This window comes from Actinomyces sp. oral taxon 169, assembly GCF_013394715.1.
GTDB lineage: Bacteria > Actinomycetota > Actinomycetes > Actinomycetales > Actinomycetaceae > Actinomyces.
Genome location: NZ_CP058259.1, coordinates 1,532,884 through 1,559,337, shown reverse-complemented (window position 1 = coordinate 1,559,337; position 26,454 = coordinate 1,532,884). Strand labels below are relative to the sequence as shown.

The 26,454-nt window shown below is 66.7% G+C and carries 23 protein-coding genes; 19 read left to right on the top strand and 4 right to left on the bottom strand.

All coding sequences use genetic code 11. The annotated features are described in order from the left end of the window. The first annotated feature begins 34 nt into the window (after window positions 1-34). The 7 genes from aroB (at window position 35) to HW274_RS06660 (ending at window position 6,934) form a co-directional block, all read left to right on the top strand. Window positions 35-1,903 carry a 3-dehydroquinate synthase gene (aroB, locus tag HW274_RS06690; RefSeq protein WP_185988433.1) on the top strand — a complete coding sequence of 623 codons (1,869 nt, stop codon included), beginning with the start codon at window positions 35-37 and terminating at the stop codon, window positions 1,901-1,903. After that, a complete protein-coding gene (locus tag HW274_RS06685) occupies window positions 1,900-2,466 on the top strand; it encodes a shikimate kinase (RefSeq protein WP_075253888.1) in 567 nt (188 codons plus the stop codon). Before aroB ends, HW274_RS06685 begins: the two co-directional genes overlap by 4 nt. Window positions 2,467-2,556: 90 nt before the next feature. After that, window positions 2,557-3,120: an elongation factor P gene (gene efp, locus HW274_RS06680; RefSeq protein WP_009405746.1), complete on the top strand. Its 564-nt coding sequence runs from the start codon at window positions 2,557-2,559 to the stop codon at window positions 3,118-3,120. Further along, entirely contained in the window at window positions 3,120-3,611 is a 492-nt protein-coding gene (gene nusB / locus HW274_RS06675; protein WP_070510749.1) for a transcription antitermination factor NusB, read from the top strand. Before efp ends, nusB begins: the two co-directional genes overlap by 1 nt. 324 nt (window positions 3,612-3,935) lie before the next feature. Then, window positions 3,936-5,144: an IS110 family transposase gene (locus tag HW274_RS06670; protein WP_185988432.1), complete on the top strand. Its 1,209-nt coding sequence runs from the start codon at window positions 3,936-3,938 to the stop codon at window positions 5,142-5,144. A 46-nt stretch (window positions 5,145-5,190) separates the two neighbouring features. Then, complete coding sequence (locus tag HW274_RS06665; protein ID WP_260679005.1) at window positions 5,191-6,045, top strand: hypothetical protein; 855 nt, start codon at window positions 5,191-5,193, stop codon at window positions 6,043-6,045. Between the two features lie 265 nt (window positions 6,046-6,310). Beyond that, window positions 6,311-6,934: a hypothetical protein gene (locus HW274_RS06660; protein ID WP_260679004.1), complete on the top strand. Its 624-nt coding sequence runs from the start codon at window positions 6,311-6,313 to the stop codon at window positions 6,932-6,934. 41 nt (window positions 6,935-6,975) lie between these two features. On the opposite strand, the gene HW274_RS06655 is transcribed toward HW274_RS06660, so the two are convergent. After that, window positions 6,976-7,839 carry a family 16 glycosylhydrolase gene (locus tag HW274_RS06655; protein WP_075253884.1) on the bottom strand — a complete coding sequence of 288 codons (864 nt, stop codon included), beginning with the start codon at window positions 7,837-7,839 and terminating at the stop codon, window positions 6,976-6,978. A 391-nt stretch (window positions 7,840-8,230) separates the two neighbouring features. On the opposite strand from HW274_RS06655, the gene pyrR reads away from it, so the two are divergent. The 12 genes from pyrR (at window position 8,231) to HW274_RS06595 (ending at window position 23,024) form a co-directional block, all read left to right on the top strand. Further along, entirely contained in the window at window positions 8,231-8,899 is a 669-nt protein-coding gene (gene pyrR, locus HW274_RS06650; protein ID WP_075253883.1) for a bifunctional pyr operon transcriptional regulator/uracil phosphoribosyltransferase PyrR, read from the top strand. Then, window positions 8,896-9,885 (top strand): aspartate carbamoyltransferase catalytic subunit, encoded by a 990-nt coding sequence (locus HW274_RS06645; RefSeq protein WP_075253882.1) that lies wholly within the window; start codon window positions 8,896-8,898, stop codon window positions 9,883-9,885. The genes pyrR and HW274_RS06645 overlap by 4 nt, the downstream gene beginning before the upstream one ends. Then, the gene (locus HW274_RS06640; protein ID WP_185988430.1) at window positions 9,882-11,204 is read left to right on the top strand and encodes a dihydroorotase; all 1,323 of its coding nucleotides are present in this window, start codon (window positions 9,882-9,884) and stop codon (window positions 11,202-11,204) included. Before HW274_RS06645 ends, HW274_RS06640 begins: the two co-directional genes overlap by 4 nt. Continuing rightward, the gene (gene carA / locus HW274_RS06635; RefSeq protein WP_185988429.1) at window positions 11,197-12,420 is read left to right on the top strand and encodes a glutamine-hydrolyzing carbamoyl-phosphate synthase small subunit; all 1,224 of its coding nucleotides are present in this window, start codon (window positions 11,197-11,199) and stop codon (window positions 12,418-12,420) included. Before HW274_RS06640 ends, carA begins: the two co-directional genes overlap by 8 nt. Before the next feature lies 1 nt (window position 12,421). Then, entirely contained in the window at window positions 12,422-15,781 is a 3,360-nt protein-coding gene (carB, locus tag HW274_RS06630) for a carbamoyl-phosphate synthase large subunit (RefSeq protein WP_185988428.1), read from the top strand. Beyond that, window positions 15,778-16,656 carry an orotidine-5'-phosphate decarboxylase gene (gene pyrF / locus HW274_RS06625; RefSeq protein WP_185988427.1) on the top strand — a complete coding sequence of 293 codons (879 nt, stop codon included), beginning with the start codon at window positions 15,778-15,780 and terminating at the stop codon, window positions 16,654-16,656. The genes carB and pyrF overlap by 4 nt, the downstream gene beginning before the upstream one ends. Window positions 16,657-16,808: 152 nt before the next feature. After that, window positions 16,809-17,120: an integration host factor, actinobacterial type gene (gene mihF / locus HW274_RS06620; protein ID WP_185988426.1), complete on the top strand. Its 312-nt coding sequence runs from the start codon at window positions 16,809-16,811 to the stop codon at window positions 17,118-17,120. 57 nt (window positions 17,121-17,177) lie between these two features. Next, on the top strand, window positions 17,178-17,771 hold the full coding sequence (gmk, locus tag HW274_RS06615) for a guanylate kinase (protein WP_075253877.1): 594 nt from the start codon (window positions 17,178-17,180) through the stop codon (window positions 17,769-17,771). Window positions 17,772-17,816: 45 nt separating this feature from the next. Then, on the top strand, window positions 17,817-18,215 hold the full coding sequence (rpoZ, locus tag HW274_RS06610; protein ID WP_009405492.1) for a DNA-directed RNA polymerase subunit omega: 399 nt from the start codon (window positions 17,817-17,819) through the stop codon (window positions 18,213-18,215). Between the two features lie 12 nt (window positions 18,216-18,227). Next, window positions 18,228-19,565 (top strand): bifunctional phosphopantothenoylcysteine decarboxylase/phosphopantothenate--cysteine ligase CoaBC, encoded by a 1,338-nt coding sequence (gene coaBC / locus HW274_RS06605; protein WP_075404406.1) that lies wholly within the window; start codon window positions 18,228-18,230, stop codon window positions 19,563-19,565. A 69-nt stretch (window positions 19,566-19,634) separates the two neighbouring features. Further along, the gene (gene metK, locus HW274_RS06600; protein ID WP_075253875.1) at window positions 19,635-20,840 is read left to right on the top strand and encodes a methionine adenosyltransferase; all 1,206 of its coding nucleotides are present in this window, start codon (window positions 19,635-19,637) and stop codon (window positions 20,838-20,840) included. 39 nt (window positions 20,841-20,879) lie between these two features. Then, window positions 20,880-23,024, top strand: coding sequence for a primosomal protein N' (locus tag HW274_RS06595; RefSeq protein ID WP_185988425.1), 2,145 nt, complete (start codon window positions 20,880-20,882; stop codon window positions 23,022-23,024). 51 nt (window positions 23,025-23,075) lie between these two features. Here HW274_RS06595 and HW274_RS06590 read toward each other — a convergent pair whose 3' ends face one another. The 3 genes from HW274_RS06590 to HW274_RS06580 all read right to left on the bottom strand — a co-directional run bounded on the left by HW274_RS06590 (window position 23,076) and on the right by HW274_RS06580 (window position 26,444). Beyond that, a complete protein-coding gene (locus HW274_RS06590; RefSeq protein ID WP_083303169.1) occupies window positions 23,076-23,738 on the bottom strand; it encodes a TetR/AcrR family transcriptional regulator in 663 nt (220 codons plus the stop codon). A gap of 196 nt (window positions 23,739-23,934) precedes the next feature. Continuing rightward, window positions 23,935-25,299: an MFS transporter gene (locus HW274_RS06585; protein ID WP_185988424.1), complete on the bottom strand. Its 1,365-nt coding sequence runs from the start codon at window positions 25,297-25,299 to the stop codon at window positions 23,935-23,937. Between the two features lie 131 nt (window positions 25,300-25,430). Beyond that, complete coding sequence (locus HW274_RS06580) at window positions 25,431-26,444, bottom strand: DMT family transporter (protein ID WP_185988423.1); 1,014 nt, start codon at window positions 26,442-26,444, stop codon at window positions 25,431-25,433. Window positions 26,445-26,454 lie beyond the last annotated feature (10 nt).

Here is a 26,454-nt window from a genome sequence, read left to right as displayed (position 1 = left end):
CCACAGCGATCTCGACGGAGAGGGAGTCACGATCATGACCTGGAAGCGTGTTCCGACCATCGCTCTGCGCGACGACCAGCTGCCCCTGGTTCTGGTGGGGCTGCCCGGCGCGGGCAAGACCACTCAGGCCAGGCTCCTGGCCCAGGCCCTGGGCGTCCAGGTCACTGACACCGACGCTGAGATCCGCCGGCGCGCCCGCATGACGATCCCAGAGATCTTCGCCGCCGAGGGGGAGGAGAGCTTCCGCGACCGCGAGCACCGGGCCATGCGGGCAGTCCTGGACTCCCCGGCTGCGGCTCAGGGTGTCATCGCCCTGGGCGGGGGAGCGGTGCTGCGCCCTGAGAACCGAGACCTGCTGCGCGGTCACACAGTCATTTACCTGTCCGCCTCTCCGAGCACTGCGGCCAAGCACGTGGGGGACGGGGCCGGGCGCCCGGTCATGGCCCCGGATGCGGACTCGGACCAGGCCCGTGCCGCTCAGCAGCGCTGTGAGGAGCAGGGCGAGTACGCGGGCGTCCTGGCACGGATGGAGGCCCTCCATGCTCAGCGCTCGCCGCTGTACTCCGAGGTCGCCACGCTGACCGTGCCCACTGACGGGCTCAGTCCTCAGCAGGTCGCCGCTCTCATCCTGGTGGCCCTGGGGGTCCAGACCTCTCAGGCAGTCGGTGTCCTGGCCCCCATGGCCGAGGCGCAGACGGACTCGCCCGCTTCCCCGGACGGGGCCGAGGCCTCGCCTCGGCGCGTCCGCGTTCGGCCCGCGGCAACCACCGAGGGCAGCAGCGGCGCACGGAGAGTCACCGTCGGCGGCCAGAGCCCCTACGACGTCCTCATCGGCCACGGGATTCTGGCCGAGCTGCCCCGCATCGTGCAGGGCGCCCCCGGTGCGGGTGCCGGAGGCATCGCCGTTATCCACGCCAAGGCGCTGTCCGACCGTGCCCGCGCCGCCGAGGCGGCACTGACCGCCGAGGGGCTGCGCGTCCTGCGCCTCGAGGTCCCCGACGGGGAAGCGGCCAAGAAGGCGCGCGTCGCGGAGTACCTGTGGGAACGGCTCGGTTCCTTCCGCCTGGGCCGTGACGGACTCGTCGTCGGACTGGGTGGCGGAGCGACGACGGACCTGGCCGGTTTCGCGGCCGCGACCTGGCTGCGAGGTGTTCCCGTGGTTCAGGTGCCCACCACGCTTCTGGCCATGGTGGACGCCGCCGTGGGCGGCAAGACGGGAATCGACACTCCGGCGGGCAAGAACCTGGTGGGTGCCTTCCACCCGCCGGCCGCCGTCATCGCCGACCTGGAGATGCTCTCCACTCTGCCGGCCGCGGAGCTGCGGGCCGGACTCGGAGAGGTCATCAAATGCGGCCTGATCGCCGATTCGGTCATTCTCGACCGGGTCCTGGCCGATCCCGCCGACTGCCTGACCTGGGACTCGCCAGTGCTGGCTGACCTGGTCACCCGATCCATCGCGGTCAAGGCCGCCGTCGTGGGGGAGGATCTCACGGAAGCCGGCCTGCGGGAGGTTCTCAACTACGGGCACACCTACGCCCACGCGATCGAAAAGGTCACCGACTACTCCTGGCGTCACGGGGAGGCGGTCGCCGTCGGCTGCGTCTTCGCCGCTGAGATCGCCCACCGCAACGGCAGTCTGAGCAGTGACGCACTCGCCCTGCACCGCCAGAGCCTGGAAGCGGTCGGTCTGCCGACCCGCTTCCCCGAGGGGGAGGGGCGCTGGGAGGAGCTCAAAGAGGCCATGATGAGCGACAAGAAGGTGCGCGGCGGCCGGCTGCGCCTCGTCCTGCTCGATGACATTGCCAGGCCCGTGCGGGCTCAGGCGCCGGCGGAGAGTGTTCTCCTGTCAGCTCATGAGGCCGTCACCGGTGGGGCCGAGCGGGCAGAAGGGAACCGCGGTTGAGCGCCACGGCACCGGGCTCCCTCATCCTCATCGGCCCGCCGGGTGCCGGCTGCTCCAGCGTGGCCCGTGCCATTGGGAGTGCCCAGGGACTGACCGTGCTCGATCTGGGACAGCTCGTCGCCGACGAGCTGGGCACCCGCCCCGACCTGGCACTCGTCGCGGTGTCGGAGAACGACTACCGCCGCATCGAGGCCTTAACCGCTGAACGGCTCCTGGAACGCGCCGAGACCGGGGGCCTCGTCGTCGCCCTGGGATCGGGCTGCCTCGAGGCCACCGGAGTGCGTCAGGGCCTTGAGCGCCTCAGGCTCGCCAGTCGCGGAACTCACCGTGTCGTGTCCCTGACGTGCGCCACCCGGGTCCTGGCCACCCGTAACGGTCTCGACGCACCGCGGTCCGTGGCCCTGGGAACCATCCACCACCAGTTCGTCCAGATGCTCCACGAGCGTCAGGCCCGGTGCCAGGACCTGGCCGACGTCGTCGTCGATACCACCTCAACGACCCCAGATGAGGCCGGTGAGAAGGTCATGAGTGCTGTCGGAGCCAATTTGTCCCGCCGCTCGTGATCGGTGCGACACGCTTGTCGCCGGGGGAGGGCAGTGCCTCGCGGTAGGATCAGCGCGTCCCAGATGCAATGCAACAGTGAGGAAACCCTCGTGGCCACGACGAACGACCTGAAGAACGGCATGGTGCTCAACCTCGAGGGCCAGCTGTGGCAGGTAGTGGAGTTCCAGCACGTCAAGCCCGGCAAGGGCCCCGCCTTCGTGCGTACCAAGATCAAGAACGTCCTGTCCGGCAAGACCGTTGACAAGACCTTCAACGCCGGCCTCAAGGTCGAGACCGCCACTGTCGACCGGCGCGACATGCAGTACCTCTACAAGGACGGCGACGACTACGTCTTCATGGACGTCAAGTCCTACGAGCAGACCTACGTCCCCTCAGCCACCGTCGGTGAGGCCGCCACCTTCATGCTGGAGAACCAGGAGGTCATCGTGGCCTTCCACGAGGACTCGGTGCTGTTTGTCGAGCTGCCGGCCTCCGTGGTCCTGACGATCTCCCACACCGAGCCGGGCCTGCAGGGCGACCGTTCCAGCGCCGGTACCAAGCCCGCCACGGTCGAGACCGGTGCTGAGATCCAGGTCCCGCTGTTCCTCAACACCGGTGACAAGGTCAAGGTGGACACCCGCTCCGGCTCCTACATCTCCCGCGTCAACGACTGATGACCGAGCATCCCGAGGAGGTCTCGAGCCACTCGAGCCCCGCATCGCGCCACCCGGTCACCGCCCGCACCAAGGCGCGCCGGCGTGCCATCGAGATCCTCTTCGAAGCCGACCAGCGCGGGATGCTGAGCTCCGAAGGCTCCGAGGAGCTGCGCTCCTTCGCGCAGTTGCGCGCCGTCAGCTCGGCCAACCACACCGAGGCTCCTGCCTACACGCGGGAGATCCTCGACGGGCTGTGCGACCATCTGGGCGACGTCGACGAGACGATCCAGACCTACGCCCAGGGGTGGACCCTGGGACGCATGCCGGCCGTCGACCGCGCCATTGCTCGAGTCGCCACCTGGGAGATTGTCTACAACGACGAGGTGGATGCGCCCGTCGCCGTGGATGAGGCCATGACGCTGAGCCGGATGCTCTCCACCGACGAGTCACCCAGGTACCTCGGTGGACTTCTGGGGCGTATCGGAGACCTCGCGGACACGTTGCGCTGAGTCACGGAGCGCAGGGACTCACGGCATGGGGATGACTCCCTATGCCGTGAGTTGCGTCCGTCCGGCACCGGCGGCCTAGGCTGAGGCCGCCCGTTACCTTGTTGGTGGTCCCGGGTCGTCCGGGGCTGGGCCAGCTGCTGTGGGCATGATGTCTTGCCCCTGTCCTTAGATGATCCGGGGGGTGTTGTCACCCGCAGCAGCCGGGCACTGGTGACCGCTGATAAGGGGAACGACCCATCGAGTGTGAGGTCTTTCGTAACGTGGGTGCGGAACCGGTCGTCCACCGGCTGGCCCCACACCCATGCAGCGAGAGGCGGCACGAAGATGAATACCGAGGACATCGAGGTCTTCATCGGCATCGACGTCGGTAAGAGCGAGCACTGGGCTACGGCCCTGAGCCGGGAAGGGCGGAAGGTCTTCGACAAGGCCCTGCCCAACGACGAGGAGCGCCTGCGTGCTCTCTACAAGAAGCTGGCCGATCACGGACACCTGCTGGTGGTAGTAGACCAGCCCGCCACCATCGGGGCCCTGGCCGTGGCAGTGGCTCAGGACATGGGCATCACCGTGGGCTATCTGCCCGGACTGTCGATGCGGCGCATCGCCGACCTGACACCGGGCAGCGCCAAGACCGACGCCAAGGACGCGGCCGTCATCGCCGGCGCGGCCAGGAGCATGCCCCACACCCTGAGAGCCATCAACGCCTCGGACGAGGACGCGGCCGCCTTGTCGATGCTCACGGGATTCGACCTGGACCTGGCCCGCCAGGTCAACCAGAGCGCTAACCGGATCCGGGGCCTGTACACCCAGATCCACCCCACCCTCGAGCAGGTGCTGGGGCCCTGGCTGGAGCACGACGCCGTCCTGGAGGTCATCGCCGCCTGGCCCACCCCAGCCGACCTGAAGCGAGCGGGCAAGGCAAGGATCGACGCCAGGCTCAAGAAGCACGGGTGCAGGCGGCACGCCACCTGGGCCGGCCAGATCGTCTCGGCCTTGGAGCACCAGAGCGTGGTGGTCGCCGGCACCGACGCCGCCGCAGTGGTGCTTCCTCACCTGGCCAGGCAGCTCATCTCCCTGCACGCTCAGCGGGCCGATGTCGCCGCCCAGGTCGAGGCCCTAGTGGAGGCCCACCCTCTTTATGAGGTCCTGATCTCCATGCCCGGGATCGGGGTCAGGACCGCCGCCGTCTTCCTGGCCGAGACCCTGGGCAAGACCTTCGACACCGGCGCCCAGCTGGCCTCCTACGCCGGGCTCGCTCCCGTCACACGCCGCTCCGGCTCATCGATCCGTGGCGAGCACGTCTCCCACGGCGGCAACAAGAGGCTCAAGCGCGCCATGTTCCTGTCCGCCTTCGCCTCCCTGCGCTCCGACCCCGTCTCCCGGGCCTACTACCAGCGCAAACGAGACCAAGGCAAACGCCATAACCAGGCCGTCCTCGCCCTGGCCCACCGCCGCATCCTGACCCTGCACGCCATGATCCGAGATGGAGCCCTCTACGACCCACAACCAGCCACGAAACTACCCGCCGCCGCTTGACACACCACATAGGGGCACCCCCCCTCTGCCGATGCTGGAGTACTCCGTGAGTCAGCTACCTCCCCCGGATCCCAACGACTACCCCTATATCAAGGGCATCGGCGCACCGCAGGAAGGGGTAAGCGGCGTCGACAACCCTGTAGCAGTACTGTCCGGCCCCCACGTGGCCGACTACCCCTGGGCGGGATCGGGAATGCCCTACCCCGCCGGGCCTTATCCCTTCGGAGGCCTCCCGCCGTCTCCAGCAGCTCCCGGAGGTTATCCATGGAACGGACTCACGCCTGTTCCTCACGGTCCCTACCCTCCGATGGGACTGAACCCGGTTCTTGGATTCACCTGGAACGACCCGGTCCTCATGTGCGAGCGCAAGCGTTCCGCGACCCGCAAGGTCTCGCTCACCAGCGGCATCATCGGGCTCATCACCATGATGATCCAGATGGCCATCATCGTCACTATGTTCCTCGGCGTCGGGTACGCGGGGCAGCAGGGCGAGTTCTTGCTGTTCATGTCCCTTCTCATCGTGGTCCTTGCTCCGATGGCCGTTGGCCTTGGATGGGTCATCACCTTCATCCTGGCTCTTGTCGCCTGCATTCAGGCCCGTTCCCGCATGCCTCAGGTTCAGCCGGACGGATGGATCCAGGCTAAGACGCCAACGCTGGCGCTGCTGGTCACCAGCATCGTGACGGGACTACCCACCCTCATCATGTACGTGTTCCTGTACGAGGCGCTCTCACGTGACTACACCGAAGATTTCATCGATGGCTTCCTGGAGCCATTACTCATGTTCTGCGGCCTGACTCAGGTCCTGATCGTCGTAGGGTTCGTGTTTCTGCTCCGTATGAGCAAGGCGCTGGACCCGGCGGTCAGAGCATCTCAGGCCCCGGGAAAGCAGCCCGCATGATCTGTTCGCAGCAGCGATGCGAAGTCGGGCACCAACGTGCCATCAAGATGCTTGTCGACGCCGATCAGTGCAGGATGCTGGGTGTTGGGACAGACAGCGTCGAGGCTCATGGCATGGGGCGGGCTCCCTTTGCTCTGAGCTGCACCCGTCCGACGCGGTTGACCTAGGCTGCGGCCATCCCCCTTGCCGATGCCGGAGTACCCCCATGAGTCACCTACCTCCCCAGAATCCCAACCGCGACCCCCGTATCGTGGACGCTGGCTACGTGCGGAACGCCCCCGCGCCTGTTCCTTACGGCCGCTACAACCCTTCGGTGGGGCAGATGCCTACTGCTGGCTTCGGCTCGATCGACCCGGTCTTGATGGAGGTTCAGCGCAAGCGCTCCGCGACCCGCAAGGTCTCAGTCACCGGCAGCATCATCGGGCTCATCACCATGATGATCCAGATCATTGTCACCACCTACGAACTCCTCACTGTCAACCTGCGGGGGGAAGAGTACCTGGGGCTCGCGCTCCTTGCGCTTCTCATGATGATTGCGGCCCCGATTGTCGTTGGCCTCGGGTGGATCGTGACGTTCATCCTCGGTCTTATCGCCTGTATTCGGGCGAACTCCCGGACACCTCAGGTCCAGCCCGACGGATGGGGCGAGGCCAAGAGCCCAACGTTGATGCTGCTGGTGGCGAGTATTGTGGCTGGACTTCCCACCCTCACCATTTATGTTGCTTGGTTCTCGGAGGGCTCGTCCGAGTCCGTTCTCACATCTCTGCTTGTCGCCTGCGACCTGGTGGAGGTTCTGATCTCAGTGGGCTTCATCGTTCTGCTCCGCATGAGCAAAGCACTGGACCCAGTAGTCAGAACGTCTCAGGCCCCGGGAAAGCAGCCAGCATGATCTCTACCCAGCGCCGATGAGAACAACGGGCGCCGCACAAGCTACTCATCCATCGCCCGTACCACGATGTAGTCAATATCCACCTGGGCCTGTGTGAAGCCCTCGTGCTTGAGCCGTCCCCGGTGGATGCTTCCACTGTGCGTGGTCAGGCAGACGTGGTAGGCAGCGTTGTGACCGAAGCAGGCATCGAACTCCTTCTGCGATGCTGAACGCAAGACCTCGTGGTAGGGCTGACCGTCGAAGAGGAAGAGAATGCTCTCGGGGGTCTTCTCCATCCCGTAGGTGTGCCACTGTGTGAGATCGGGCCGCGGTGAGACCCCCAGGTTGCTTCCTTTGCCTCCCGCCTGGCCGTAGTGCACAGTCGACTCGGCGATGCCGGTGGCGCTGCCGCCGCCGTAGGTCTCCACGACATCGATCTCGCCCCCGTTGTTATCGTCGTCCGCCCGCAACCAGATACCGGCGAAGAGTCCCTCAGCCGACTGGGGGAAACGTGCCCTGGTCTCCAAGGAGCCGTAGACGAAGGAGAACAGTCCCTGCGTGGTGACAAATGCCTGGTCGACGTGGCGGAGGGTCGGCTCCTTGTCGAAGCGGTTCTGGAAGCCCTTGAGGGGGGTGGCGCGCTTGCGCCACAGGACGTGCCCGACACCGTTGCTGACGCTGTGGGTGTCATGGGTGAACACCCCCCAGTCGTAGCTGGTGCAGGACTCGGGCTCCGAGCGGTTGTCCCGCCACCGTGACGGGGAGAAGTCCGATCCGTCAGAGAACTGCTCATTGAAGATGACGCTGCCGAAGTCGTAGGAGGACTCCGCCGCCGCTGCCTGCGAGGGGGAGACGAGACCGGCGGCAGCCAGTCCTGCCCCGGCGCTGAGGCCGGTGATGATCGAACGTCGAGAAGGGAGTGTCATGAGGGCGTTCCTTGCTTGAGAAGAAGTTGCTAATACAGCAGCAACACCGGACCGTGCCTGCTCTGCGACATCGTTCAGCTGTCAATCGGGCTCAGATGGATCCGGCACTCACTTCTCAAGCACTCGACATGTTGTGACGATCTCGCAGTCAGCGTCTGATGACGCCTGAGCATGGGGCTAAGACTAAACATTGTTACGGACATTTTGTAGGTGCGAAACACGTCCTGTTGCGACCGTCGTCAGACGCTGAGCCGTTCCGCAGCCGTTGGCGTGACCTTCGTCTCCGAAGGTCGTGCTGTGTGGACGAGCACATCCCGCCGGAGGTGACGTACACTCGATGGCGACCAACATCCTTTAAGTCCGTCCTGAGAGGCGGGGAAGGAGGCCTGAAATGGCCGAAAGTTTGTCAGGCGCCTCTGGCGCACCGATCCAGGGCAAGGAGATCCTCGGACCTCCCGATATAGCCCGCTCCCTGTTCCGTATCGCGCACGAGATCCTGGAGCGCAACCACGGGACGCAGGACATCGTCGTCCTCGGGATCCCCAGTGGGGGAGCACCACTCGCGCACAGACTCGTCGAGGCGCTCGCTGTCGCCGCGGGAGAAGGGACTCAGTGGTCCGAGCAGGCCGAGCAGGCACCGGCCGCCGCCAAGGTCCCGGTCGGCACCCTGGACATCACCATGTACCGCGATGACCTGGGACGCCACCCCATCCGCGTTCCCCGTCCCACGGAGATCCCCCAGGGCGGCATTGACGGCAAGGTCGTCATCCTCGTCGACGACGTCCTGTACTCCGGGCGCACTATCCGGGCCGCGCTCGACGCCCTGGGCGCCGTCGGCCGCCCCCGGGCCGTGCAGCTGGCCGCGCTCGTGGACCGCGGACACCGGGAGCTGCCCATCCGAGCCGACTATGTGGGTAAGAACCTGCCGACCTCCCGCACCGAGAAGGTCGTGGTGTCACTGACCGAGCTCGGCGCCTCCACCGACGCCGTCACCATCGTCCCCGCAGACGTCCCCACTGAGCGTTCGAGTGAGCGCAGCAACCAGGAGGCCACCCGATGAAGCACCTGCTCTCCGCCAAGGACCTGACCCACGACGAAGCGGTCATGGTCCTGGACACCGCCGAGGCGATGGCCGCCACCCAGCGTCACGCAGTCAAGAAGCTCCCGACGCTGCGAGGCAAGACCGTGGTGAACCTCTTCTTCGAGGACTCCACCCGCACCAGGCTCTCCTTCGAGGCCGCCGCCAAGCGCCTGAGCGCCGACGTCATCAACTTCTCGGCCAAGGGCTCCTCAGTGTCCAAGGGCGAGTCCCTCAAGGACACCGCCCAGACGATCATGGCCATGGGGGCGGACGCCGTCGTCGTGCGCCACTCCGCCTGCGGTGCAGCGCACCTGCTGGCCCACGCCGGCTGGATCAATGTGCCGGTCCTCAACGCAGGTGACGGCACCCACCAGCACCCCACCCAGGCCCTTCTGGACGCCATGACGCTGCGACGCTGGTACGTCCCCGGTGCACCCGCGACAGCGGACGGCAGTCCCGCCCCGCAGGGGCGGGACCTGGAGGGTGCCCGCCTCATCATCGTCGGAGACGTCCTGCACTCCCGGGTGGCCCGTTCCAACGTGGACCTCATGACGGCTCTCGGCGCGAAGGTCACGCTCGTCGCCCCTCCCACACTGCTGCCCGTCGGTATGGACGACTGGCCCTGCGAGGTCTCCTACAACCTCGATGAGGCGATCGAGGAGATTCAGCCCGATGCCGTCATGATGCTGCGCATCCAGCGCGAGCGCATGAGTGCCGCAGGAGGGGGCTTCTTCCCGAGCCCTGCCGAGTACTCCAGCGTCTACGGCCTCACCTCCGCCCGTCGCCGGGCCATGCCGGAGCACGCGATCGTCATGCACCCCGGCCCCATGAACCGCGGCCTTGAGATCACCGCCGAGGCCGCCGACGACCCCCGCTCGCGCATCATCGAGCAGGTCGGCAACGGAGTCTCCGTCCGTATGGCCGCCCTCTACCTCCTCCTCGCTGACGAAGGGAACCAGCTGTGACCTCCCACCTCCTGACCGGTGTCCGCCCCTACGGCGAGGACCCCACTGACATTCTCATCACCGATGGCACCACCACCGCCATCGGCCCTGACGCAGCGGCGAAGGCCCCGGCCGATGCCCAGCGCCATGACCTGGACGGGCTCATCGCTCTGCCCGGGCTCGTCGACATCCACACTCACCTGCGCGAGCCCGGAGGGGAGTCCGCCGAGACCATCTACTCCGGTACCCGCGCCGCAGCCATCGGCGGCTACACCGCCGTCTTCGCGATGGCCAACACCACGCCCGTCCAGGACAACGCCGGTGTCGTGGAGCAGGTACTGCGGCTGGGCCGTGAGGCCGGCTGGGTGGATGTCCACCCGGTGGGCGCCGTCTCGGCGGGACTGGCCGGCGAGCACCTGTCCGACATGGGCGCCATGGCGACCTCCGCCGCCCGGGTGCGGGTCTTCTCCGACGACGGCAAGTGCGTCTCCGACCCCGTCCTCATGCGCCGGGCCCTGGAGTACGTCAAATCCTTCGACGGCGTCATCGCTCAGCACGCTCAGGACCCCCGCCTCACCGAGGGCTCCCAGATGCACGAGGGCGTCGTCTCCGCCGAGCTGGGACTGCGCGGCTGGCCGGCGGTGGCCGAGGAGTCGATCATCGCCCGCGATGTCCTGCTGGCCGAGCACGTCGGCTCGCGTCTGCACGTGTGCCACCTGTCCACCGCCGGCAGCGTCGGGATCATCCGCTGGGCCAAGTCCCGCGGCATCAATGTCACCGCTGAGGTCACGCCGCACCACCTCCTGCTGACCGATGAGATGGCCCGCACCTACTCCCCGCTGTACAAGGTCAACCCCCCGCTGCGCACGGCCGAGGACGTCGAGGCGGTTCGCGAGGCCCTGGCCGATGGCACCATCGACGTCGTCGGCACCGACCACGCCCCGCACCCGGTGGAGGACAAGGACTGCGAGTGGCAGGCCGGAGCCTTCGGCATGACTGGCCTGGAGACCGCACTGAGTGTCCTGATCGAGACGATGGTCGCCACCGGCCGCATGACCTGGCGCGACATCGCCCGGACCATGTCCTCCACCCCGGCCCGCATCGGCCGCCTGAGCGACCAGGGCTGCGAGCTCGAGGTCGGGGCCCCGGCCAACATCACGGTCGTCGACCCCGAGGTGCGCCGCACCGTCGACGCCTCCGCCCAGTGGACCAGCTCCACCAACACCCCCTACGCGGGGATGGAGCTGCCGGGACAGGTCATGGCCACCTTCCTCCACGGCCGTCCCACCGTGCTGAACGGCGCTGCCGTCGAGACACCCGCAGGCTCGGCTCATGCCTGAGCTGAGCCACCGCCCAGCCGCCCTTCTCGTACTGGAGGACGGCTGGGCCCTGCGGGGCCGCAGTTACGGGGCTCAAGGGCGCACCATTGGAGAGATCGTCTTCTCCACCGGTATGACCGGGTACCAGGAGACACTGACCGATCCCTCCTACCACCGCCAGATCGTCGTGCAGACCGTGCCACACATCGGTAACACCGGGGTCAACGATGAGGACGCCGAGTCGGACCGTATCTGGGTGGCCGGCTACGTCGTACGCGAACCCGCTCGGCGGGCCTCCAGCTGGCGCTCCCGCCGGGAGCTGGAGCACGATCTGCGTGACGCCGGCATCGTTGGCCTCTGCGAGGTCGACACCCGGGCCCTGACCCGGCATCTGCGCGAGGCGGGCGCGATGCGTGGCGGCATCTTCTCCGGGGACGCCCTGCCTGCCGGAGGCACTGACCCTGGTGGCCCCAGCCCGGCCTGCATCGACATCTGCCTGGAGGCCGTGCGCAGTGAGCCGCCCATGAGCGGCCGCGCCCTGGCCGCCGAGGTGACCACTCCCTCCGGGTACGTCGTCGAGCCTGCCGGACCGGCCGAGGGACAGGAGCCGGTCGCGGTGCTGGTCGCCATTGACCTGGGCATCAAGTCCCGCACCCCGTGGCAGTTCGCCGAGCGCGGCGTACGCGTCCACGTCCTGCCCCAGTCCACGACTCTCTCCGAGATCCTTGCCCTCAAACCCGATGGCGTCCTGTTCTCCAACGGCCCCGGAGACCCGGGGACGGCCGACGCCGAGATCGAGCTCCTGCGTGGCGTCCTCGACGCACGCATCCCCTTCTTCGGCATCTGCTTGGGTAATCAGCTCCTGGGACGTGCCCTGGGCTACGGCACCTACAAGCTCGCCTACGGGCACCGCGGTGTCAACCAGCCCGTTGTCGACCGCGCCACCGGCAAGGTGGAGATCACGGCGCACAACCACGGTTTCGCCGTCGACGCCCCTGTCGACGAGCCCTCCGTCGCCCCCTTCGACAACGGTCGCTACGGCCGGGTGGAGGTCTCTCACCTGGGACTCAATGACGGTGTGGTCGAGGGGCTACGGGCGCTGGATCTGCCGGCCTTCTCCGTCCAGTACCACCCCGAGGCCGCCGCCGGACCCCATGACGCCGAGCACCTCTTCGACCGATTCATCCGCCTCATGCGGGAGCACCGCCGGGGCCAGGACCGCAAGGACACGAACTGACATGCCTGTTCGCCCTGATATCAGCTCCGTCCTCGTCATCGGATCGGGCCCCATCGTCATCGGGCAGGCCTGCGAGTTCGACTACTCCGGCACCCAGGCCTGCCGCATCCTGCGTGCTGAGGGAATCCGCGTCATCCTGGTCAACTCCAACCCGGCCACGATCATGACCGACCCCGACGTCGCCGACGCCACCTACATCGAGCCGATCACCCCCGAGGTGCTGACCACCATCATCGCCAAGGAACGGCCCGACGCCCTCCTGCCCACCCTGGGCGGGCAGACCGCCCTCAACGCCGCCATGAGCCTGGTCGAGCGCGGTGTGCTCGATGAGTACGACGTCGAGCTCATCGGCGCCTCCGCCGCGGCCATCAACGCCGGGGAGGACCGTGACGAGTTCAAGGACGTCGTCGAGCGTTGTGGCGCCGAGGTCGCCCGCAGCGTGATCGCCCACACCATGGATGAGTGCCGCGCGGGGGTCGATGCCCTGGGCGGATACCCAGTCGTCGTGCGCCCCTCCTTCACGATGGGCGGCCTGGGCAGCGGTGTCGCCTTCAATGACTCGGACCTGCATCGCATCGCCGGGGCGGGTCTGGCGGCCTCCCGCACCACCGAGGTCCTCCTGGAGGAGTCGATCCTGGGCTGGAAGGAGTACGAGCTCGAGCTCATGCGCGACACCGCCGACAACGTGGTGGTCGTGTGCTCCATCGAGAACGTCGACCCTGTGGGAGTGCATACCGGCGACTCCATCACGGTCGCCCCAGCCCTGACCCTCACTGACCGCGAGCTCCAGAGACTGCGGGACATCGGTATCGCTGTCATCAGGGAGGTCGGGGTCGACACCGGCGGCTGCAACATCCAGTTCGCCGTCGACCCGGCCACCGGCAGGATCATCGTCATCGAGATGAACCCCCGTGTCTCCCGGTCCTCAGCCCTGGCCTCCAAGGCCACCGGCTTCCCGATCGCCAAGATCGCCGCACGCCTGGCCGTGGGGTACACGCTCGACGAGATCCCCAACGACATCACCGGCTCCACCCCGGCCTCCTTCGAGCCGACCTTGGACTACGTGGTCGTCAAAGTGCCGCGCTTCGCCTTCGAGAAGTTCCGGGGCGCTGACCCCCGGCTCACCACCACCATGAAATCGGTGGGCGAGGCCATGGCGATCGGTCGCTCCTATACGGAAGCCCTCCAGAAGGCCTTGCGCTCTCTGGACAAGAAGGGAACCGTCTTCCACTGGGACGGACCGGCGCCCAGCCAGCAGCAGACCGCTGAGCTCCTGGAGTCCATCTCCGTGCCCACCGAGCACCGACTGGTTGATCTCCAGCAGGCCGTGCGCGGTGGAGCCACGATTGCTCAGCTCCACGAGGCCACCCGCATCGATCCCTGGTTCCTGGACCAGATGCTGCTTCTTGAGGAGGTGGCCCAGGAGGTCAAGGGCGCGTCCGCGCTCACCGCGGACGTCCTGGCCCTGGCCAAGCGCCACGGCTTCTCCGACGTCCAGGTCGCCTCCCTGCGCGGCATCAGCGAGGACACGGTGCGAGAGGTCCGCCATGCCTTCGGCCTGCGGCCCGTCTACAAGACTGTTGACACCTGCGCCGCCGAGTTCGCCTCACGCACCCCCTACCTCTACTCCAGCTACGACCTGGAGACCGAGGTGGCATCCCGCGAGCGTGAGGCCGTCATCATCCTGGGCTCGGGGCCCAACCGGATCGGCCAGGGCATTGAGTTCGACTACTCCTGTGTTCACGCCGCGATGGCCCTGTCCGATCGCTACGAGACCGTCATGGTCAACTGCAACCCTGAGACCGTCTCCACCGACTACGACATCTCCGACCGGCTCTACTTCGAGCCCCTGACCTTCGAGGACGTCATCGAGATCTACGAGGCCGAGCTGGCAGCCGGACCCGTAGCCGGTGTCATCGTCCAGCTCGGTGGTCAGACACCACTGTCCTTGGCGGCCAGGCTGGCCAAGGCCGGGGTGCCGATCCTGGGAACGAGCCCCGAGGCGATCGACGCCGCCGAGGACCGCGAGGCCTTCGGCGTTGTTCTTCAGCGTGCAGGCCTGCCCGCACCGGCGCACGGCACCGCTCTGAGCGACGACCAGGCGCGCTCGGTCGCCCAGGGCATTGGCTATCCGGTCCTGGTGCGCCCCAGCTACGTGCTCGGCGGCCGCGGTATGGAGATCGTCTACGACGCCCAGGGTCTCGACGACTATCTCCAGCGCGCCGGTCTTGAGCCCGGAGGCGTCTACGGGACCGGGCCACTACTCATCGACCGTTTCCTCGACGACGCCATCGAGATCGATGTCGACGCCCTGTACGACGGCAGCGAGCTGTTCCTCGGCGGCGTCATGGAGCATATCGAGGAGGCCGGTATCCACTCCGGTGACTCCGCCTGCGTCATGCCGCCCATGACCCTGTCCGACACGGAGATCGCTCGCATCCGACGCTCCACCGAGGTGATCGCCAAAGGTGTGGGCGTGCAAGGGCTGCTCAACATCCAGTTCGCCCTGGTCTCCGACGTTCTCTACGTCATCGAGGCCAACCCCAGGGCCTCGCGCACAGTCCCCTTCGTCTCGAAGGCATCCGGTGTGCAGCTGGCCAAGGCAGCGGCCCTCATCATGACGGGGGAGACGATCGCCTCGCTCAGACGCTCCGGTCACCTCCCCAAGGCCGACGCCGCCGTCACCGATCCCGATGACCCGATCGCCGTCAAGGAGGCGGTCCTGCCCTTCAAACGGTTCCGTACCACCGAGGGCCGCGTGGTCGACACGATCCTGGGGCCGGAGATGCGTTCCACCGGTGAGGTCATGGGCTACGACGTCGACTTCCCGCGGGCCTTCGCCAAGTCCCAGGCCGGTGCCTACGGTGGCCTACCGGGAGAGGGAACGCTGTTCGTCTCGGTGGCCGACCGAGACAAGCGAGCCATCATCCTGCCGGTGGCTCGGCTCGCGGAGCTCGGCTTCACGGTCCTGGCCACGACCGGGACCGCACAGGTGCTGCGCCGTAACGGGATCGATGCCTTGGCGGTGCGCAAGATCAGCCAGGGCGTCGGCGACCACGGCGAGCAGACGATCGCCGGACTCATCGAGTCCGGAGCCATCGACATGGTGGTCAACACCCCCAAGGGTCAGGGTGCCCGCGCCGATGGCTACTCCATCCGCGCGGCCACCACCGGTGCCGACCGTCCCATCATCACCACCGTCCAACAGCTCCAGGCGGCGGTCCAGGCCCTCGAGGCCCAGCTGCGCGGTCCCTTCCAGGTTCGCAGCCTCCAGGAGCACATCGCCGCCCGTCGATCCCGGCGAGGCTCGGTATCCGAGTCTCGTCCCATGGCCCCCGTTGACGACAAGGAGACCAGATGAGTTCCGCCGCCGCCCACCAGGGCAGTCGACGCCCCTTCGGATCCCGCCTGGCCGACGCCATGGACGACCACGGCCCCCTGTGCGTCGGCATCGACCCCCACCCGAATCTGCTCGAGGCCTGGGGCCTGGCCGACTCGGCCGCAGGCCTGCGGGACTTCGCCCTGCGGACCATCGACGCGGTTGGAGGACACGTGGCCGCCGTCAAGCCCCAGTCCGCCTTCTTCGAGCGTCACGGCAGCGCCGGCATCGCGGTCCTCGAGGAGACCCTGGTGGCCCTGCGTGACCTCGGCACCCTGTCCGTTCTCGACGTCAAGCGCGGGGATATCGGTTCCACGATGGCCGGCTACGCCCAGGCCTACCTGTCCGACGACGCTCCTCTGGCCTCCGACTCCATCACGGTGTCTCCCTACCTGGGCTACGGGTCCCTCACTCCTGCACTCAACCTCGCCGAGGCCAGTGGACGCGGCGTCTTCGTCCTGGCGCTGACCTCCAATCCGGAAGGAGCCGGTGTCCAGCACGCCGTCAACGGGGACCAGGCCGTGGCCGCCGGCATCGTGGAGGGCGTGACCGCCTCCAACGCCCAGGCCAGTGGCGAAGGCAGGCTTGGCAGCATCGGGCTGGTCATCGGCGCCACCGTCGGCGAGGCCGTGAGCGACCTGGGAATCGACCTGCAGCGCGCCAATGGCCCGTTGCTGGCGCCGGGTGTGGGCGCCCAAGGCGCTGGGCCGGCCGAGCTGGAGGCCGTTTTCGGGCCGGCACGCCGTCAGGTCCTGGCCTCCACCTCACGCGGAGTTCTCAAAGCAGGACCCTCCATTGAGGCACTGCGAAAAGCCGCGTCGGCATCTGCCTATGAGGCCGCAACAGCCCTGCGGTGAGTCTTCAGGTGCTGCAGCCCGCCTCGGATTGAGGGTGTGTGCGGAAACACGAAGTCAGTTGTGGAATATGGGCCCCTGCGAATGCGAGTGCACCTGGCCCGACTTATGCTCGTGGTGCGGGTCACTGGTATTCGACCGGGAGGAGACACACCATGACGCTTCCGACGCTGACACCCGAGCAACGGGCTCAGGCACTGGAGAAGGCGGCTGCGGCGCGATCGCATCGCGCCCGTATCAAGTCCGAGCTCAAGAGCGGCGATCTCAAGCTCTCCGAGTTCTTCACCGCCTCAGAGACAGATGATGTCCTGGGCAAGATGAAGGTCAGAGCACTGCTCATCTCCCTGCCACGTGTGGGGACCACAACAGCTGATGCCATCCTTGCTGACGTGCATATCGCCGAGTCCCGGCGGGTGCGCGGACTGGGAGCGAACCAGAGGGCGGCACTCGTGGAGCGCTTCGGCTAGGAAGGCTGCTTAGACGTTGGGTCGTGCCGGCGGGTTCCGGTAGGCCATGATGTGGCCATGACCGACGTTGCCGCCACACACCCGTCCGTTCCCACTCTCGCCCGCCTGACCGTTCTGGCCGGCCCCACGGCGGTGGGCAAGGGCACTGTCGTCACCGAGCTGCGCAGACGCCATCCAGACCTGTTCGTCTCGGTCTCGGCCACCACCCGTCGGCCTCGTCCCGGTGAGGTCGACGGCGTGCACTACCACTTCGTCAGCGACGAGGACTTCGACTCGCTCGTCGCCAGTGGCCAGATGCTGGAGTGGGCTCTGGTCCACGGCGCGTATCGCTACGGCACCCCCCGAGGCCCGGTCCAGGACCGGCTCGATGCCGGATGCCCCGCACTGTTGGAGATCGACCTGGACGGTGCCCGGCAGGTGCGTCGGGCGATGCCTGAGGCCCGCCTCGTCTTCCTCGCGCCGCCGAGCTGGGAGGAGCTCGTCCGCCGGCTCGTCGGACGCGGTACTGAGGACGCCCATGAGCAGGAGCGGCGCCTGGCCACGGCCCGCACCGAGCTGGACGCGGCCGGCGAGTTCGACCACGTGGTCATCAATGACACCGTGGCGAGCGCCACCGCAGAGCTGGAGAGACTCATGGGATTGGGCAGTTAGAATAACGTGGCTCTGAACTATCGAGATTGAACCGGAGGCATGCACATGCTCGGAACCTCTCCCCAGCCCGAGGGCATCACCAACCCGCCGATCGACGACCTTCTGGAGAAGGTCGACTCCAAGTACGGGCTCGTGGTGGAGGCCGCCAAGCGCGCCCGCCAGATCAACACCTACACCCAGCAGCTCGAGGACAACCAGTTCGAGTTCTTCGGCCCGCTGGTCGACTCCGAGGTCGGCGAGAAGTCCTTGGGCATCGCTCTGCGTGAGATCGCCGAGGACAAGCTCGAGGTCATCCCCGGGGACGTGGCCCGCGCCCGCCGCGCCGAGGCCGAGGAGGCCCGTCGAGCCGCAGAGGCCGACATGTTCAGCGACATCTCGCTGGATGCTCCGGTCTCTCTCGAGGGCGGCGAGACTCCCACCAGCCTCGACGACATCCAGTTCTGAGCCCGGCTCGCCATGGACGAGCCGCACACCACTGCGAGTGAACGCGCCGTGACCGCCGTCGAGCGGCCACGGCGCGTCGTCGTCGGCGTCGCCGGGTCGATCGCCGCCTACAAGGCCCCCTTCGTCGTTCGACTGCTGCGTCAGGCCGGGCACGAGGTCAAGGTGGTGGCCACAGAGTCGGCGTTGAGGTTCATCGGCGCTCCGGCTCTGGCGGCGGTCAGTGGCCGGGCCGTATCCACCGGGGTCTTCGATGACCCGGCCGCCGTCGAGCACGTGGCCGTGGCCGAGTGGGCCGAGCTCGTCGTGGTCGCTCCGGCCTCGGCGGACCTGCTGGCGCGAGTACGGGCAGGGCGGGCCGACGACATGCTCACCGCGACGATACTGACCTGCCAGGCTCCCGTCGTCCTGGCACCGGCCATGCACACCCAGATGTGGGTCAACCCCGCCACCCGGGAGAACGTGGCCGTACTGCGCCAGCGTGGTCTGACGGTCATCGAGCCGGACAGCGGGCGCCTGACCGGCAAGGACTCCGGAGTGGGCCGGATGCCCGAACCCGAGCAGATCGTGTCGCAGGCCCTGGACGTCCTGGCACAGCCCGCCGTCGGGTTCGCGGGAGCGCAGGAGGCCTCGGGGGAGGGCGACAAGCATCTGCAAGGACGGCACGTCGTCATCTCGGCCGGTGGGACACGTGAGCCCATCGATCCGGTGAGGTACCTCGGCAACCGCTCCTCAGGGCGCCAGGGCTGCGCTCTGGCGGCGGCCGCTGCCGAGCAGGGAGCCCGCGTCACCCTGGTGCAGGCGCACGTGGCCTCCGACCTGCTCAAAGCCCTGCCTGCGCAGGTGAGCGTTGTTGCAGCCGGTACCGCCTCGGACATGCTCCGCGTCGTGCGCGACGCCGCCCGCGACGCCGACGCCGTCATCATGGCTGCCGCCGTCGCCGACTACCGGCCTGTCACCGTGGCCGCCACCAAGCTCAAGAAGCAGGCACCCTCTGGAGTGGAGCACTCCGCTGAACCTGCCATGTCCATTGAGCTCACCACCAACCCGGACATCCTGGCCGGGCTGGTGAGCGAACCGCCTCGGCCCGGCCAGATCGTGGTCGGATTCGCCGCCGAGACCGGGGACGAGAACGGTGACGTGCTCTTCCACGGCAGGGCCAAGGCCCGCAGAAAAGGGGCTCACCTTCTGGCGGTCAACGCGGTGGGGGAGGAGCTCGGCTTCGGAGACGTCCCCAACGCCGTCGTCGTCCTGGATGCCCACGGCACGGAAGTGGCACGGGGACAGGGCAGCAAGATGGACGTCGCCCGCCTTGTCATCTCTTTGACCGCTGACCTGGTGAATGCGACCTGAGTACCGGCTTCCGCATTTTCGTGGGTAACGCCACGACGGATCAGTTCCGGCGGTGACTACGATGGGTGCGTGAGTTCCTCCTTACGTTTGTTCACGTCCGAGTCGGTCACTGAAGGTCACCCGGACAAGATCTGCGACCGTGTCTCTGACGCGATTCTCGACGCCATCCTCGAGCAGGACCCCACCGCGCGCGTCGCGGTGGAGACCATGGTGACGACCGGCCTGGTGCACGTGGCCGGAGAAGTCACGACGGAGAGGGCATACGTCGAGATCCCTGAGATCGTTCGCCAGGAGATCTCCGCCATCGGCTACACCTCCTCAGATGTCTGCTTCGATGCTCGCTCCTGCGGTGTGTCGGTATCGATCGGGCAGCAGTCCGCAGACATCGCGGCGGGGGTCGACAAGTCCCTTCAGGCCCGTCGGGACGACACGGACATCGATCCTCTCGACCTGCAGGGTGCCGGAGACCAGGGGCTCATGTTCGGCTACGCCTGCGACGACACCGCAGCCCTCATGCCTCTGCCCATTCATCTGGCGCATCGTCTGGCGGAGCGCCTGGCCTTCGTGCGCAAGCAGGGCATCGTCCCGGGACTGCGCCCCGACGGCAAGACGCAGGTGACGATCGGCTACGACGGCCAGCGCCCGGTGAGCCTGGACAACCTGGTCATCTCCACCCAGCATGACGCGGACCGCACTCGTGCCTGGCTCACCGACGCTCTGCGGACGGAGGTCATCGAGCCGGTGCTGGCCGCTGAGGCCGAGGTCGGTACCGAGCTCGACACCGCCGACACCGACGTCCTCATCAACCCTTCGGGACAGTTCGTCATCGGTGGTCCGGCAGGTGACGCTGGCCTGACGGGACGCAAGATCATTGTGGACACCTACGGCGGAATGGCCCGTCATGGCGGAGGCGCCTTCTCCGGCAAGGACCCCTCGAAGGTGGACCGCTCCGCCAGCTACGCCATGCGCTGGGTCGCCAAGAACGTCGTCGCAGCCGGACTGGCCAGACGGTGCGAGATTCAGGTGGCCTACGCCATCGGCTCCGCTCACCCCGTGGGCGTCTACGTGGAGACGTTCGGGACGGCGGCCGTTCCTGAGGAGCGCATCATGAAGGCCGTCAACGAGGTCTTCGACCTTCGTCCGGCCGCGATCGTGCGCGATCTCGACCTGCTGCGTCCCATCTACCGCGCCACCAGCTCCTACGGCCACTTCGGGCGTCCCGGCTTCAGCTGGGAGGCCACCGACCGCGTCGAGGCCCTGCGCCAGGCCGTCTGAGGCCCGCGTACTCGGGGCGGGAGACTTCCGAGGGGTTGTATGGCAACCGGCTACGACGACGCTTCTGCCTCCGTTGAGTCGGATGGCCCCGCACGTGGTTACGGAGTCAGCAAGCAGGGTGAGCTGCTGGAGCTGCCGGAGCCCGGTCTGCGCACGGTGACGGTGGCCGGGGTCCGTGACCCCGTGGCCAGGGTTCTCCTGGACTCCCCGGTGCCGCACCTCGACCGTTCCTTCGACTACCTGGTTCCTGCGGCGATGGCGCAGCAGGCCCTGCCGGGCACCCGGGTCATGGTTCGCTTCGGTGAGCAGGAGATGCGCGGATGGATCTGGGAGCGGGGGGCCACGACCACCCATATCGGCCGGCTGTCAGCTCTGCGCCGAGTGGTCTCCGACCTCCCGGTCCTGCCGGAGGGCTCGCGTCGACTCATCGAGGCCGTCGCCTCCCGCAGCTGCGGAACACGCTCCGACGTCATCCGTCTTGCGGTTCCGGCCAGGCACGCCACCACGGAGAAGGCTGAGAGAGACAAGGTTCCCCTCGACCTTCCCACCTGGGAGCCGCCGTCCTCGAGTGAGCTCAGCTGGCAGCCTTACGACGGTGGTGAGGAGTTCGTGCGCCGCTTGGCCCACGGTGAGGCTCCACGCGCGGTCTGGTCCGCTCTGCCGGCGCAGGTGCGGCCGGTCGAAGCACGTTCGTCGGACGACGACGGCAGGCCCGTCCCGGTGGTCTCGCCGTGGCAGCTGTGCCTGGCCCGAGCCGTCCAAGCCACCTTGGCGAGCTCTCGCGGCGCCGTCATCGTGGTGGCGACGACCCATCAGGCTGAGACCCTCGCTGCCCGGCTCAGGCGCGACCTGGAGGGGGAACCGGTGGTGGTGCTCTCGGCCGAGCACGGTCCTGCGCGCCGTTATCGGGCGTTCCTGGCTCTCCTGCTGGGGCGAGCCCGGGTGGTCGTCGGCACCAGGGCGGCGGCCTTCGCCCCGGTGCACCGGCTCGGGCTGGCAGTCGTATGGGACGACGGGGACAACCGGTTGGAAGAGCCTCACGCCCCCTACAGTCATACGCGCACGGTGCTCGCCCTGCGCTCGACGTTGGATGGAGCCGGCCTACTCATCGGTGGATTCAGCCGCTCCGTGGAGGCGCAGTCGCTCGTCGAGCAGGGATGGTGCCAGAATCTGGCGGCTCCACGGCACACTGTGCGCGGCGTTGTGCCTCGTGTGGAGGTCCCTGGCCCGGCTGAGCTGGACCGGGAGGGCGCGTCCGGGGCGGCCCGGCTCCCGTCGCTCGCGCATCAAGCACTGCGACGCGCCCTGCAGGACGGGCCGGTTCTCATCCAGGTGCCGCGCGCAGGCTACGCGCCGTTGGTGGCCTGCGCCCGGTGCCGCGAGGCCGCTCAGTGCACTGTCTGCGGTGGTCCACTGGCGATGGACCAACGGGGTCGCACCTCCTGCCGTTGGTGTGCACGTACGGTGGGCCAGTGGAACTGCCCCGAGTGCGGCGGCCATGGACTGAGGATGGCGACGGTCGGTTCCACCCGGACGGGTGAGGAGCTGGGGCGGGCCTTTCCGGGTGTCCCCGTGGTGGTCTCTGGAGCCAGGGAGGCCCACGGCGTCATCGACGAGGTAGACGACGCGCCACGTCTCGTGGTGGCCACGCCCGGGGCGGAGCCGGTCGCCGAGGGCGGATACCGGGCCGTCCTACTCCTCGACGGCGCCGCGCTATCCTCCCGTCCCGATCTTGGTGCTGCCGGAGAGGCGTTGCGCCAGTGGTCCAATGCGGTGGTGCTGGCGGCGCCGTCGGCCCGCGTTGTTCTTCTGGGAGGCCCGGAGCCGGTGGCGGCACAGGCCCTCGTGCGATGGGACCAGGTGGGATTCGCACGCAGAGACCTTCTGGAGCGGGCCGACCTGCACCTACCGCCCGCATGGCGAGTGGCCCGCTTGGACGGGCCGGTACGCGGCGTGGAATCCCTCCTGGCTCAGGCCGAAGCCGATGGCTTTGAGGTGCTCGGCCCGGTGGCGCCACCGCCTGTTCACGGTCAGGTGCTCCCCGGCGCGGCCAGAGCCCTGGTACGCGCTCCGCTGTCACATGGCAAAGCGCTTGCCACCATGCTCAGGGTACGACTGCGGGACCGATCAGCCCGCCGCGAGGAGCCGGTTCGTGTTGAGCTCGATCCCACCCGTTTGTGGTGAGGGAACCGTGAAGATGCAAGGGGAGAGAGGCAGACCCGCTCGGACGGCTCACTAGTCAGCGGTGCTACCCGTCACCACTGTGACCGGCGACGTGGAGGGAGAGCCATGAGGCGACGTAGCGCTCAGCGTGTCACCAGGCGCCTGGAAGGGTGGCATGCCATGGGCCAGGGAGATGAGATCCGTCAGTAGCCCCGCGGCGGTGGACTTGACGTTCCACCCCTCACTGAGCGCGGTGACCGCAGCACCATCCACGATAGCGATGACCATCTCCGGTTCGAGCGGGCTGTCGAGCTGACGCAGCACCCGGCGCAGTGCGGCATTGAGACGTTGCCGCCCCTGACGGTAGGCGTGCTTCACTGGTGATGCCTGGCTGGCTGAGATGAGCTGAAGATAGTGCCCGAAGTAGCCGCCATGGGCGGGAAGAGTCGCTTGGAGGATGAACCGCACCCGTTGGGGGACGTCCGGAACGCCCTTGAAGGCCTCCACCCGGTCGGCGACGTGCTCCGCCCGAGACGCCCACAGTCCGATGTTGACCAGACCCGCCTGATGGAGGAGATCCTCCAAGCCGTCGAAGTAGTAGGTTGTCGCAGACAAGGAGCACCCGGCTCGCTTGGCGACACTGCGGTGGCTGATCGCGGACGGTCCTGACTCACGGATGATGGCCGCCGCGGCTTCGATGATGGTCTGACGACGGTCCTCACCTCGCGGGGTCACTCGCGATTCTGTGCGAGAGCCTGCGGGTACGGACACATCACTACTCGCTGCCTCTCCAGCGTCATCTGCATCAGTACGAGCCATACCCATCATCTTACGACGACAACGCGTTGAAGTCCGTAACAAGACGGTGATAATGACCTCGTGAGCAATCAGTGTCTATTCAACTCGTCGTCAACTGCTCTCAGTGAGTGGGTCAGACTTCGGGGTGAGCCTGCTCCTCAGTCAGCTCCGACCCATGAATCGCACGAGAACGGAAGATTGCCATCATGGCGATCAGCGCGATCACCGTGAGATAGACCGCAGGCGCCAGGGGGGAACCGGTGACCTTGATGAGCCATGTGACAATGAACGGTGTTGTTCCACCAAGAAGCGCATTGGCTCCATTGAAGGATAGGGCAAATCCCGAGTAGCGCACGTTGGTCGGGAAGGACTCAGCCAGGAAGGTGGCCAGAGTTCCATCATTGGCCGTCAACGCTATAGCGAAGACAATCTGACACAGGATGACCACGGCGAGCATGCCCGCAGCCTTCGTCATCACAACGAACAACGGAATCGTGAGCACAATGAATGCGACGCAGGCGGTGATGAGCATGCGACGACGCCCAAAGGAGTCCGACAGATGCCCCATGAGGAAGATCGCCGCAATGTACACGACCAGCATCACTGAGGTAGCCAGAGTGGAAGTGTCCTGGGAGAATCCGAGCTCTTCGTGAACATACGTCGGCATGTAGGTGAGAAGCATGTAGAAGGCGACGGCGTTGAGGCAGGAGACTCCAAAGGTAATGAGGGTCTCATGCAGGTGGTCTCGCAGCAGCAGCCGCAGCGGTTCGGACCAGCTGGTGGCCTTCTGCTCCTGCGGCATCTCCGCGCGCATCTCCTGGTATGCGGGGGAGTCCTCCAGGTGCACCCGGATGTAGCGGCCGATGAGCCCCAGCGGCCCTGCCAAAAGGAAGGGAACTCGCCACCCCCAGGTGTTCATGGCATCGTCGCTGAGGACCGAGAACATACCGGTCACCATGAGTGAGCCGGCAAGGAGGCCACAGGCAGTAGAAGCCGGAACCAGCGACGTGTAGATACCGCGCCGAGCAGGAGGTGCGTACTCGGCAAGGAAGGTTCCGGCACCCGCGTACTCGCCGGAGGCGGAGAATCCCTGAATCATTCGCAGGACAAGGAGGCTCATGGCGCTTGCCATGCCGATAGTCGCGTACGTGGGAAGGAGACCGATGAAGAATGTCGATCCGGACATGATAAGAATCGACCAGGACAGTGCCCAACGGCGTCCCCAACGGTCTCCCCACGCCCCCCATACAACGGCGCCGATCGGGCGCAGAATGAAGGACATCGCGAATACTGCATATGTTGAGAGCAGTTGGACTGATTTATCTGCCTCTGGGAAGAAGGCGTGACCAATGACGGTGACCAGGTATCCGTACGAGGCGTAGTCGAACCACTCAATGAAGTTTCCGATGAAGCTCGCCTTCGCTGCACGCCTCAGTGCGAGACTTCGTTCTGAGTCCAGATGATGGTGTTTCGTGCTTCCTGAGTGGGAGGTGTTCATAGCCTATGACTCCGGCTCGGTGGATGTCGACGATGACGTAATGGTCATCCCAAGGTGAGACGTTGATGACTCTACATGTGATCCTGTCTGCCCGCTGGGAGTTGGCGCAGGCAGACAGGATCACAAGGGGATCAGGACGTAGATGCGCGTGATTTCCGGGCGATGGCATCCACGATGATCGGGGCCAACCCACCGCCGACAATGAGCAGTCCGCCGATCATCCCCATGGGGGTGAGCTTCTCTCCCCAGACGAGCAGGCCGCACAGAATGGCGACCGGACACTCCCAGTAGGAGATCGTCGAGTACTCAACGGCAGGCAGGTTGCGCCCTGCAACGACCAAGAATCCCAGCGCGAACAGGCCGCAGACGAGGAAGAGGGCCACTGCCCACATCCAGTTGGTGGCGGTGAAGGTGGAAATGCCGTGCCAAGGACGCAAGACGATGGACATGACCAGCGTCGCGCAGGCGGCCCAGAAGAAGTTCCACACACCGCGAACGATTGAATCAACGTCCTTACGGTACCCGTAGAAGAACAGTGCCAGACCATAGAAGATTCCGGACAACAGGCCTAAAATATCTCCTAGGCTCTTCTGAGGGAAATCGGGCGTTGAGGCAGACAGATCCAGTCCGAAGGTCAGACTCCCGTTCTTGAAGTCGATAATTCCAATGGTCAGCAGCATTCCTATGAACACAAGAGAAAGGAAGATGCCGGAGAGCACGCTGATCTTCTCTTTGCGGAAAATGCGTGCGAGCAGTGCGCAGAACAAGGGTCCAGTGTAGATGAGAAAGACAGCGTTGGAAATGGTCGTCATCAACGTCGAGGAGATGTAGCACCCCAGGGACAGGCCGATGCTCACTCCTCCCAGGATCACGGTGGTGCTCAGGCGGGTGCGGCGGAACAGCCCGGCCTTCCCGGTGAAGATGAGGATAAGAATGAACCCGAGTAGTCCAACGCTCATGCGGCCGAAGGCCAGGAACGAACCGATGACGGACTTGTCGGCGTGAGCGAGGCCGGCGGTCGTGCCACGACTGATGGTGCCGACAAGCCCCATCCCGGTGGCGGAGAGAAGCATGGCGATGGCGCCCAGCTTCTTGTTCATGACGTACTCTGTGACAGAGGATTCAGCGGACGATGTCTGTGACATGGCAGTTGTG